The sequence below is a fragment of the Melaminivora alkalimesophila genome (assembly GCF_000282995.1).
GTDB classification, from domain to species: domain Bacteria; phylum Pseudomonadota; class Gammaproteobacteria; order Burkholderiales; family Burkholderiaceae_C; genus Melaminivora; species Melaminivora alkalimesophila.
Map to the genome: position 1 here is coordinate 1 of NZ_ALEE01000271.1, position 9,941 is coordinate 9,941.

Genomic DNA, 9,941 nt, shown 5'->3' on the forward strand with positions numbered 1-9,941 from the left:
CGGCCGCCGTGAAGCGGGTGATCGCCTGGCAGTTCGCGCAGGCCATGAAGGCCAACAAGATCAGCAAGACCGAGATGGCGGCACGCATGCACACCAGCCGCATGGTGGTAAACCGGCTGCTGGACGAGAACGACACCGGCGTAACCCTGGCCACGCTGGCGCGCGCCAGCGTGGCGCTGGGCACTTCTTTGCGCTTCGAGCTTGGCAGCTGAGAGAGGGCACGCCTCCTTCAGCGCCGTCATGAGGGCGGAGCGCAGCTTCATGTTTTCCGCTTTTCCCGGGGCGTCCTCGACCGCATCCCAGCCGCTGGCAGATCGTTGGGCCGGCTCCTGGCCATGCTGCACCAGGTCAATCTGGTATCCAGCCTCGCGCCTCGCCATCTGGCTCAGCTTCCGTGGGGCTGTGGATGCAGCGAGAGCTTGAAGCCCATCGCCCTGATGACCTTGAACAGCGTGTCCGAACTGGGAGCACGCTCGCCCGACAGGCTCTTGTACAGGCTTTCGCGCGACAGGCCCGTGTCCCGGGCGAGCTGCGTCATGCCCCTGGCGCGGGCGACGTCCCCCAAGGCGGCGGCCAACTCTGCGGGGTCGCCGTCTTCCAGAACCTGGCGCAGGTATTCCGCCACCTCTTCTTCGTCGCGCAAGTAGTTGGCCATGTCAAATGGACGGGTCTTGATCTTCGATTTGCTCATCTCGCCACTCCTGGGCCAGCGCCTTGGCCCGTTCGATATCGCGCCCTTGGGTGGCTTTGTCGCCGCCTCCGAGCATCAGGATGATGGTGGAGCCCTGCATCAGGTAGTACATGCGCCAGCCAGGACCAAAATCCTCACGCATCTCCCATACCCCGTCGCCTACCGGCTTGACATCACCAAGTACTCCGCGCATGGCTCTGCCCAACCGACGGCGGAGTCGAATGCGGGTCGGCATATCGCGCAAACCGTCGACCCACCGAACGAAGTGCTCCGTTTCAAGGACGGTGTACATAAGCGGATTGTATCCTGTAGGCTACGAAACGCCCCATCGCCTTGCCGGAGGATGGTGACTCGGCCTTCGACGATGACTCGCCCTTCGACCGCAGGACCAGGGCGGGACCAGCGGGGTGTGGCCGTGTAAGATTCGGTTACACAGTCGAGAAGGAGGTCTGGGGCGTGGAGAACGTAAGGACGAAGACCCTGGCAGTGCAATCGGCCGCGTTGGCGCTGGCGTTGGCGTGGGGGCCCGCTTGGGCGATCAACAAGTGCACCGGCCCGGACGGGCGCGTGAGCTTTCAGGATGCGCCCTGCGCCGGCAAGGGTGAAAAGATCGAGGTCAAGCCTGCAAGCGGGCATGTGCCCGCGCCTGCAGCAGCCCCGGCCAGCGCGGCGGCCGATGGGATGCCTGCTGCACCGGCAGCAGCGGCACCAGCGGCGCGGAAAGAGGGGGCCTTCGGTCCATCCTGGCAGCGCATGACCTACCTGCGAAACCGCGGCATTGCGGAAGCGCGAGCCGCTGTCGACGCACACCGCCGGGACTGCGCCGCGCGACAGTCCGCCCTTGCCGCGCAAAAGCGCCGCGCCAACAACAACCTCGCCGGGGCCACGTGGGAGCAGTCGATTTCCACGGAGATGCAGGCCCTTGCGACGACCTGCGAATCCCGGGCGCGCGAGCTGCGCGAGGACCTGCTGTCAGTGGAGGCAGAGCTGCGGCGCCTGGAGGCGGAGCAACGCTGAGGGCATTTGCCCAGCGTGTTCCGGATCGATTCTGGGGCGTCTTCGGAGAGGGGCGAGCAAGCGCCGTGAGAGTGCCAGAGAGGCTACTTCTCCCGGTGGCCCCGCTCAAACAACTTTGCCGCCGCCCCCATGACGGGGACGCTGAGAAAGCCCAAGGTGACTTTCCAGTCCGCGCCGTGCGTGATGCTCCATATGGCAGCGCCGAGGCACGCCAAAACCAAGAGTGCGCCAACGATGCGCCCCCCGGCCTCGATGCAGACTTCGGTAATGGCGTATAGCCGCTCCAGGTGCAGACGCGAGGACTGCTCTTTTTCGCACATGACCATGATGCGCTCCGCCCCGTTGGGGATGACCCGGTCAAAGTGTTCCAGCGCAGCAGGAGGCGGCAAAGGCCCCTGCCACTGAGCCGACATCACATGATTGCCAGCCTTGCCGCCGGCGGCTGGATCAGTGCTGCTTCTTTGCGATTTGGCGCTCATGCTCACGCTTCATCACTGAACGCATCGTGGCGCCAACACGCTCGACGTCGCCGCGCATGCGCGCCAGATCGGTGGTGTGGGAGCGTTGGAAATGGGGCGCTGCAAACACCGTTGCGGTGGCGCCAAGGCCGCTGATCAGAGCGGCCAGGAACTTGGCATGCTTCTTCATCATTGACCTCCTGAGTAGGAGATTCTAGCGTGCGCCAGAAATATCCCTACTTTGATGCCAGTGGCTATCTGAAGGCCGAGAGAACTATGCCAAGTCCCTGTCGGTCGCGCTGGTCGCAGCTGGAGGCATGGACGGATCGCTGGCTCAGCGCCCGCACGCTGGCCGAGGTGTTCGAGCTGACTACCGCTCCTTAAATTGCAAGCACGGAGCCCCCCGTAAGCACTTCCCACAACGGGTTATCCCCCAGTCGGCACGGCAGCGCCGCCCGGGTATGCTCGATCGAGCTGTTACCGGAAGTTCAGGCCCTTGCGCGCCGCCGCTTCCGCCCTCCCCGATCCCCTGCCCCGGAGACTGTTGCATGCCCCTGAAGACCACCGGCCGCCCGGCGCTGCCCCGTGCCCTGCTCACCATCACGGCCCTGGCCGCCGCCTGCGTGGCCAGCGGCGCCTCGGCACGCGACCTGGTGGTGGCGCTCAAGACCGAGCCCACCTCGATGGACCCGCAATACCACGCGTTCACGCCCAACATCCAGCTGTCGCAGACGCTGTTCCAGGGCCTGGTGTGCTCGGACGCGGACCTGGTGATCCAGCCCTGCCTGGCCGAGTCCTGGAAGGCGGACGGCAAGGTCTGGACCTTCAAGCTGCGCCCGAACGCCAAGTTCTCCGACGGCTCGCCCGTGACGGCCGAGGACGTGGTCTTCACGCTCGACCGGGTGCCGAAGGTGCCCAACAGCCCCTCGTCCTTCAAGGTCTACATGCAGAAGATCGAGAAGGTGGAGGCGGTGGATCCGCAGACGGTGCGCATCACCACTTCCGAGCTGTACCCGCTGCTGGCGACCAACATGGTGGGGCTGCCCATCATGTCGGCCAAGGCAGCCTCCGGCCCGGCGCCCGAGGGCAAGACGACGACCGAGCTGAACGCGGGCGACGGCCTGGTCGGCGCCGGTCCCTACAAGTTCGTCTCGTGGAAGCGCGGCGCGGAGATCGTGTTCGAGCGCAACCCGCACTACTGGGGCCCGCCCCCGGCCTGGGACCGCGTCATCTACCGCCCGATCAGCAACGCCGCGACGCGCGTGGCGGCTCTGCTGGCCGGCGACGTGGACCTGATCGAGGACCCGCCGACCGACGACCTGGAGCGCCTGCGCAAGGACCCGAAGCTGACGGTGGAGACCAAGGCGTCGAACCGCATCATCTACGTGGCGCTGGACCAGAACGGCGACACCACGCCCGGCATCCAGGGCACGAACGGCAAGAACCCGCTGCTGGACAGGCGCGTGCGCGAGGCGCTGTCGCTGGCGATCGACCGCGACGCGCTGGTGGCGCGCACCATGGGCGGCGTCGGCACGCCGGCCGGCCAGCTGCTGCCCTACCCGATGTTCGGCGCAAGCAAGCAGCTCGCCACCGCGCCCAAGGCCAACCTGGAGAGGGCCAAGGCGCTGCTCAAGGAAGCCGGCTACCCGGACGGCTTCACCATGGTGCTGGGCACGCCCAACGGCCGCTACATCAACGACAGCAAGGTCGCCCAGACGCTGGCCGCGATGTGGACGCGCGCGGGCGTGAAGACGACCATCGACGCGAACGCGCCGGCGGTGTTCTTCAAGAACCGCGACGCCTTCGCCTACAGCGCCTACATGGCCGGCTGGGGCACGGCGACGGGCGAGATGTCCAACACGCTCAACTCCCTGCTGGTGACGCCCAACAAGGAAAAGGGCCAGGGCACGACCAACCGCAGCCGTTATTCCAACCCCGAGCTGGATCGGCTGGTGGCCGAGGCGTCCACGCAGATGGACGACGCCGAGCGCGCCGCGACGCTTGCCAAGGCCAGCGAGATCGCCATGGCGGATTTCGCCATGCTGCCGATCCACTTCGAGCATTCGGTCTGGGCGATGAAGAAGGAGATCCGCTTCAAGGGCCGCGCCGACCAGCAGACCATGGTGCAGTACGCCACGCCGGCGAACTGAGAACGGCGCTCCAACACCCCTCGGCCGAACCCGCCCGTGGCCCACGCCGCGGGCGGGTGCCCCCTTCCTGAAACATGCTCGCTTTCATCATCCGCCGCCTGCTGCAGGCCCTGCTGGTCATGGCCGTGATGTCCGGCCTGGTCTTCGTCGGCCTGTACGTGGTGGGCGACCCGGTCTCGATGATGGCGAGCCCCGAGGCGACCGAACTCGAGCGCGAAGCGATCCGCACCAACTTCGGCCTGGACAAGCCGCTGCTGGAGCAGTACGCGATCTTCGTCTCGCGCGCCGTGCAGCTGGACTTCGGCAAGAGCTTCCTGACCGGCCAGTCGGCCATGGGCCTGATCCTGGAGCGCATGCCGGCGACGCTGGAGCTGGCGGTGGTCTCGATGCTGCTGGCGGCGCTGGTGGGCGTGCCGCTGGGCATCTGGGCGGGGCTCAAGCCCCGGAGCGTGAGCGCGCGCGGGATCATGACGGGCTCGGTGCTGGGTTTTTCGCTGCCCAACTTCTGGGTCGGGCTGATGCTGATCATGGTGTTTGCCGTGTACCTGGGGTGGCTGCCGGCGAGCGGGCGCGGCGCGGCCGTGGCGCTCGGGCCGGTGGACACCAGCCTGCTGACCTGGGAGGGCTGGCGGCGCATCCTGCTGCCGGCCTGCACCATCGCGCTTGCCAAGGGGGCGCTGATCATCCGCGTCACGCGCGCCGCCACGCGCGAGGCGCTGCCCATGGACTACATCAAGTTCGCGCGTGCCAAGGGGCTGGCCTGGGGCCGGATCCTGCGCGTGCACCTCCTGAAGAACATCCTGATCCCCATCGTCACGGTCTTCGGGCTGGAGTTCGGCCAGGTCATGGCCTTCGCCGTGGTGACGGAGACCATCTTCGCCTGGCCGGGCATGGGCAAGCTGCTGCTCGATTCCATCGTCACGCTCGACCGGCCGGTGGTGGTGGCCTACCTGATCCTGATCGTGTTCTTCCTGGTGATGCTCAACCTCGTCACCGACATCCTCTACTCGGTGCTCGACCCGCGCGTGCGCCTGCAGCCGGCCAAGGCATGAACCCGTCCTCCCTCCCCTCCGCCGCGGCGCTCGACGCCGCCCCGCCGCTGCCGCCGGCCGAGACGCCCTGGCAGCGGCTGCGCCGCGAGTTCCTGGCCAACAGGCTGGCGGTGCTGGGGTTGTTGCTGGTGCTGCTGTCGATCGGCGCGGCGGTGTTCGCGCCCTGGATCTCTCCGCAGAACCCCTACGACATCGGCGCGCTCGACATCTTCGACTCCAAGCTGCCGCCCGGCAGCCAGAACGCCGACGGCACCATGACCTACTGGCTGGGCACGGACGCGCAGGCGCGCGACGTGCTCTCGGCGATCTTCTACGGCCTGCGCACCAGCCTGGTGGTGGGCGGCGTCTCGGTGACGGCGGCGCTGGCCATCGGCAGCATGGTCGGGCTGGCGGCCGCCTACTTCGGCGGCTGGCTGGACGCGCTGCTGATGCGCATCGTCGACATCCAGCTGTCCTTCCCGGCGATCCTGGTGGCGCTGATCCTGCTGGCGATCCTCGGCAAGGGGGTGGACAAGGTGATCATCGCGCTGATCATCGTGCAATGGGCGTATTTCGCGCGGGCGGCGCGCGGCGCGGCGCTGGTCGAGCGCGGCAAGGAATACATCGAGGCGGCGCAGTGCCTCACCCTGGGCGCGCCGCGCATCCTGTGGCGCCACATGCTGCCCAACTGCCTGCCGCCGCTGATCGTGATCGCCACCATCGACCTGGCGCACGCCATCGCGCTGGAATCGACGCTGTCCTTCCTGGGCGTGGGCGTGCCGGTGACGGAGCCCTCGCTCGGGATGCTGATCGCCAACGGCTTCGAGTACATGCTCTCGGGCAACTACTGGATCTCGTTCTTCCCCGGCATCGCGCTGGCGCTGACCATCGTCGGCATCAACCTGGCGGGCGACCACCTGCGCGACATCCTGAATCCGCACCATGCGCGCTGAAGCCATGGGCAAGCCGGAAGTCCTTCCCCCCCTGGCCACGCCGTCCGCGGCGGGCGAGGCGGTGCTGCAGGTGCAGGGCCTGAAGACGCATTTCTTCACGCACGGCGGGGTCGTCAAGGCGGTGGACGGCGTGGACCTGGAGGTGCGCGCGGGCGAAGTCCTGGGCCTGGTCGGCGAATCCGGCTCGGGCAAGAGCATCACGGGCTTTTCCATCATCGGGCTGATCGACGAGCCGGGGCGCATCGTGGGCGGCAGCATGCGCTACCGCGGCCGCGAGCTGGTCGGCGCGCCGGAGCGCGAGCTGCAGCGGCTGCGCGGCAAGGAGATCGCCATGATCTTCCAGGACCCGATGATGACGCTCAACCCGGTGCTGCGCATCGACACGCAGATGATCGAGGCCATCCAGGCGCACGAGCGCACCAGCGCCGCGGCCGCGCGCGCCCGGGCGCTGGAGGCGCTGGCGATGGTCGGCATTCCCTCGCCGGCCGAGCGCCTGCTGGCCTATCCGCACCAGCTCTCGGGCGGCATGCGCCAGCGGGTGGCGATCGCCATCGCGCTGCTCAACCGCCCGCAACTGATCATCGCCGACGAGCCGACCACGGCGCTGGACGTGACCATCCAGGCGCAGATCCTGTACGAGGTGCAAAAACTCTGCCGCGAGACCGGCACGGCCATGGTCTGGATCACGCACGATCTAGCGGTGGTCTCGGGCCTGGCGGACCGCGTCGCCGTGATGTATGCGGGCCGCATCGTCGAGGCCGGCGCCACGGCCGACGTGGTGCGCCGCCCGGCCCATCCCTACACGCGCGGGCTGATCGACTCGATCCCGACGCGCGCCACGCACGGCCAGCTGCTGCGCCAGATCCCGGGCATGACGCCGTCCCTGCTGCAGCTGCCGCCCGGCTGTGCCTTCCGCCCGCGCTGCAGCCGGGCGAGCGAGGCCTGCCTGGCCGAGCCCCTGCCCACGCAGCCCGCACCCGGGCGCAGCCTGCGCTGCTGGCACCCGCTGGAGCCCGAGCAGGCATGAAGACCATGACGGATACCGCCACGCCTGCCATCCCTTCCGCGGCCCCGGCCGTTGCCGCCCCGGCCCCTGCGGCCGGCGCGCCGCTGCTGGAGCTGCGCGGCATTTCCAAGCGTTTCGTGCAGCCGGTGGACCTGGCGGGCCGGCTGGCCAACCTGCTGGGCGCGCGCAACCAGCCCAGCGTGGTGCACGCCGTCTCGGACGTGGATCTGCAGGTGCGGCCCGGCGAGGTCATCGGCGTGGTGGGTGAATCGGGCTGCGGCAAGTCCACGCTCGGGCGCGTGATCGCGGGCATCAACCCGCCGTCCGCCGGCGAGCTGCGCTACGAGGGCAAGCCGGTGGCGGCAATGACTGCCGCCGAGCGCAAGGCCTATGGCCTGGGCGTGCAGATGATCTTCCAGAACCCCATGGCCTCGCTGAACCCGCGCATGCGCGTGCTCGACATCGTGGGCGAGGCGCCGGTGGTGCACGGCCTGGTTCCGGCCTCGGGCAAGGCCGAGTACGTGGCCGGACTGATGCGCCAGGTGGGGCTGGACCCGGATTACGCCCAACGCTACCCGCACCAATTTTCGGGCGGCCAGCGCCAGCGCATCGGCATCGCCCGGGCGCTCGCGCTCAAGCCGCGGCTGATCGTCTGCGACGAGGCGGTGGCGGCGCTGGACGTGTCGATCCAGGCGCAGATCCTGAACCTGTTCCTGGAGCTGCGCGAGCGGCTGTCGCTGACCTACCTGTTCATCAGCCACAACCTGGGCGTGGTCGGCCACGTCTCGGACCGCGTGGTCATCATGTACCTGGGCCGCGTGGTCGAGGTCGCGCCCACCGAGGTGATCTTCAGCCGGCCGGCACACCCCTACACCCGGGCGCTGCTGGCCGAGCTGCCCGAGCTGGACGCCGTGCGGCGCGACTACCAGCCCATCCAGGGCGAGCTGCCCTCGCCGCTGCGCCCGCCCTCCGGCTGCGCCTTCCACCCGCGCTGCCCGCACGCTTTTGACCGCTGCAAGGTCGAGCGGCCCGAGCTGCGCCGCCTGCAGGACGGTCACCTGAGCGCCTGCCACCTGAACGAGCCGCCGGCCCCGGCCGGCGCATGACCCCATGAGCACCACCCCCGTCCTGCCCAGCGTTCCCACGCCCTTCGATCCCTACAGCCTGCGCCTGCCCGAGGCGGACGCGCTGCCGCTGGTGTGCGACTCGCCGCACAGCGGCACGCTCTACCCCGACGACTTCGGCTACGCCCTGCCCTTCGAACTCCTGCGCCGCGGCGAGGACACGGACGTGCACGTGCTGTGGCAGGCGCTGCCCTCGGTGGGCGCGACGCTGCTGGCGGCCAATTTCCCGCGCGCCTACATCGATCCGAACCGCGAGATCGAGGACATCGACGCCCAGATGCTCGATGGCCCCTGGCCCGGGCCGCTCACCCCCAGCGAGAAGACGCGCCTGGGGATCGGCCTGATCTGGCGCGACGCCGGCAAGAACGGCAAGCACCCGATCTATGACCGCAAGCTCTCGGTGGCCGAGGTCCAGGCGCGCATCGCCCGCTACCACGCGCCCTACCACGCCGCGCTGGCCCAGCACATCGAGGCCGCCCACCGCGACTTCGGCGCCGTGTGGCACCTGAACCTGCACTCCATGCCCGCCGACTCGTACGAGGGCCTGCAGATCCAGAGCGACCACCCGCTGGCCGACGTGGTGCTGGGCGACCGCGACGGCAGCACGGCCGCGCCCGAGTTCACGCACCTGGTGGCCGAGGCGTTTCGCCGGCGCGGGCTGAGCGTGGCGCTGAACGATCCGTTCAAGGGCGTGGCGCTGATCGCCCGGCTGGGCCGGCCGGCCGAGCGCCGCCACAGCCTGCAGGTCGAACTGCACCGCGGGCTGTACATGCACGAGGACACGCGCGCGCGCAGCGGCAACTTCGAGGCGCTCCAGCGCACGCTGGCGGAAGTGGCGGCCGAGATCGCGGCCTACGTGCGCGCCCAGGTCAGGCGCTGAGCGGAGGACAAGCCCATGACCCTGATCGACGAGATCGCCGCCTCGCACGCGGAATTCACCGCGCTGCGCCGCGACATCCACGCCCACCCGGAACTCGCCTTCGAGGAACACCGCACGGCCGAGCTGGTCGCCGAGCGGCTCGCCTCCTGGGGCATCGAGGTGCACCGGGGCCTGGGCAAGACCGGCGTGGTGGGCGTGCTGCGCGGCACGCGCGCGGGCAGCGGCGGGCGCGGGCGCACGCTGGGCCTGCGCGCCGACATGGACGCGCTGCCCATGCCAGAGCACAACCGCTTCGCCCACGCCTCGCGCCACCCCGGGCGCATGCACGGCTGCGGCCACGACGGCCACACGGCGATCCTGCTCGGGGCGGCGAAATACCTGGCGGCGCAGCGCGACTTCGAGGGCACGGTGCATTTCATCTTCCAGCCCGCCGAGGAAGGCGGCAACGCCGGCGCGCGCGCGATGATCGAGGACGGGCTGCTGGAGCGTTTTCCCTGCGACGAGATCTACGGGCTGCACAACATGCCGGGCCTGCCCGAAGGGCATTTTGGCTTTCGCAAGGGCCCGGCCATGGCGTCGAGCAACCGCTTCGACATCACGGTGCGCGGCACCGGCGGCCATGCGGCCCAGC

The 9,941-nt window shown here is 69.1% G+C and carries 13 protein-coding genes; 9 read left to right on the forward strand and 4 right to left on the reverse strand.

Annotated features, from left to right (window positions below):
- On the forward strand, positions 1–212 hold a 212-nt coding region (locus tag A612_RS05010), incomplete at its 5' end, for a helix-turn-helix domain-containing protein (protein ID WP_019373441.1).
- Positions 213–385: 173 nt separating this feature from the next.
- On the opposite strand, the gene A612_RS05015 is transcribed toward A612_RS05010, so the two are convergent.
- Entirely contained in the window at positions 386–691 is a 306-nt protein-coding gene (locus A612_RS05015) for an addiction module antidote protein (RefSeq protein ID WP_040436123.1), read from the reverse strand.
- Entirely contained in the window at positions 657–983 is a 327-nt protein-coding gene (locus A612_RS05020) for a type II toxin-antitoxin system RelE/ParE family toxin (protein ID WP_019373443.1), read from the reverse strand. Before A612_RS05020 ends, A612_RS05015 begins: the two co-directional genes overlap by 35 nt.
- A 461-nt stretch (positions 984–1,444) precedes the next feature.
- Here A612_RS05020 and A612_RS17815 point away from each other — a divergent pair, with 461 nt between their 5' ends.
- Positions 1,445–1,708 (forward strand): hypothetical protein, encoded by a 264-nt coding sequence (locus A612_RS17815; RefSeq protein WP_019373445.1) that lies wholly within the window; start codon positions 1,445–1,447, stop codon positions 1,706–1,708.
- A gap of 83 nt (positions 1,709–1,791) precedes the next feature.
- Here A612_RS17815 and A612_RS05030 read toward each other — a convergent pair whose 3' ends face one another.
- Positions 1,792–2,187: a DUF2335 domain-containing protein gene (locus A612_RS05030; RefSeq protein ID WP_081501103.1), complete on the reverse strand. Its 396-nt coding sequence runs from the start codon at positions 2,185–2,187 to the stop codon at positions 1,792–1,794.
- Entirely contained in the window at positions 2,156–2,356 is a 201-nt protein-coding gene (locus A612_RS05035; protein ID WP_019373447.1) for a hypothetical protein, read from the reverse strand. The genes A612_RS05030 and A612_RS05035 overlap by 32 nt, the downstream gene beginning before the upstream one ends.
- Before the next feature lie 358 nt (positions 2,357–2,714).
- Between A612_RS05035 and A612_RS05040 the strand changes: the two genes are divergently transcribed.
- The 7 genes from A612_RS05040 to A612_RS05070 form a co-directional block, all read left to right on the forward strand.
- The gene (locus tag A612_RS05040) at positions 2,715–4,316 is read left to right on the forward strand and encodes an ABC transporter substrate-binding protein (protein ID WP_019373448.1); all 1,602 of its coding nucleotides are present in this window, start codon (positions 2,715–2,717) and stop codon (positions 4,314–4,316) included.
- A gap of 74 nt (positions 4,317–4,390) precedes the next feature.
- A complete protein-coding gene (locus A612_RS05045) occupies positions 4,391–5,368 on the forward strand; it encodes an ABC transporter permease (RefSeq protein ID WP_019373449.1) in 978 nt (325 codons plus the stop codon).
- Positions 5,365–6,300: an ABC transporter permease gene (locus A612_RS05050; protein WP_019373450.1), complete on the forward strand. Its 936-nt coding sequence runs from the start codon at positions 5,365–5,367 to the stop codon at positions 6,298–6,300. The genes A612_RS05045 and A612_RS05050 overlap by 4 nt, the downstream gene beginning before the upstream one ends.
- A gap of 4 nt (positions 6,301–6,304) precedes the next feature.
- Entirely contained in the window at positions 6,305–7,327 is a 1,023-nt protein-coding gene (locus A612_RS05055) for an ABC transporter ATP-binding protein (RefSeq protein ID WP_051001436.1), read from the forward strand.
- Between the two features lie 5 nt (positions 7,328–7,332).
- Positions 7,333–8,412: an ABC transporter ATP-binding protein gene (locus A612_RS05060; protein WP_081501105.1), complete on the forward strand. Its 1,080-nt coding sequence runs from the start codon at positions 7,333–7,335 to the stop codon at positions 8,410–8,412.
- A 4-nt stretch (positions 8,413–8,416) separates the two neighbouring features.
- Positions 8,417–9,310 (forward strand): N-formylglutamate amidohydrolase, encoded by an 894-nt coding sequence (locus tag A612_RS05065; RefSeq protein ID WP_019373453.1) that lies wholly within the window; start codon positions 8,417–8,419, stop codon positions 9,308–9,310.
- Positions 9,311–9,325: 15 nt separating this feature from the next.
- A partial coding sequence (locus tag A612_RS05070) for an amidohydrolase (protein ID WP_019373454.1) occupies positions 9,326–9,941 on the forward strand: 616 nt, incomplete at its 3' end.

Bases quoted from the DNA above. Each gene is read 5' to 3' on its own strand.
- A612_RS05015 (WP_040436123.1), bottom strand. From the start codon at position 691: ATGAGCAAATCGAAGATCAAGACCCGTCCATTTGACATGGCCAACTAC.
- A612_RS05020 (WP_019373443.1), bottom strand. From the start codon at position 983: ATGTACACCGTCCTTGAAACGGAGCACTTCGTTCGGTGGGTCGACGGT.
- A612_RS17815 (WP_019373445.1), top strand. From the start codon at position 1,445: ATGACCTACCTGCGAAACCGCGGCATTGCGGAAGCGCGAGCCGCTGTC.
- A612_RS05030 (WP_081501103.1), bottom strand. From the start codon at position 2,187: ATGAGCGCCAAATCGCAAAGAAGCAGCACTGATCCAGCCGCCGGCGGC.
- A612_RS05035 (WP_019373447.1), bottom strand. From the start codon at position 2,356: ATGAAGAAGCATGCCAAGTTCCTGGCCGCTCTGATCAGCGGCCTTGGC.
- A612_RS05040 (WP_019373448.1), top strand. From the start codon at position 2,715: ATGCCCCTGAAGACCACCGGCCGCCCGGCGCTGCCCCGTGCCCTGCTC.
- A612_RS05045 (WP_019373449.1), top strand. From the start codon at position 4,391: ATGCTCGCTTTCATCATCCGCCGCCTGCTGCAGGCCCTGCTGGTCATG.
- A612_RS05050 (WP_019373450.1), top strand. From the start codon at position 5,365: ATGAACCCGTCCTCCCTCCCCTCCGCCGCGGCGCTCGACGCCGCCCCG.
- A612_RS05055 (WP_051001436.1), top strand. From the start codon at position 6,305: ATGGGCAAGCCGGAAGTCCTTCCCCCCCTGGCCACGCCGTCCGCGGCG.
- A612_RS05060 (WP_081501105.1), top strand. From the start codon at position 7,333: ATGACGGATACCGCCACGCCTGCCATCCCTTCCGCGGCCCCGGCCGTT.
- A612_RS05065 (WP_019373453.1), top strand. From the start codon at position 8,417: ATGAGCACCACCCCCGTCCTGCCCAGCGTTCCCACGCCCTTCGATCCC.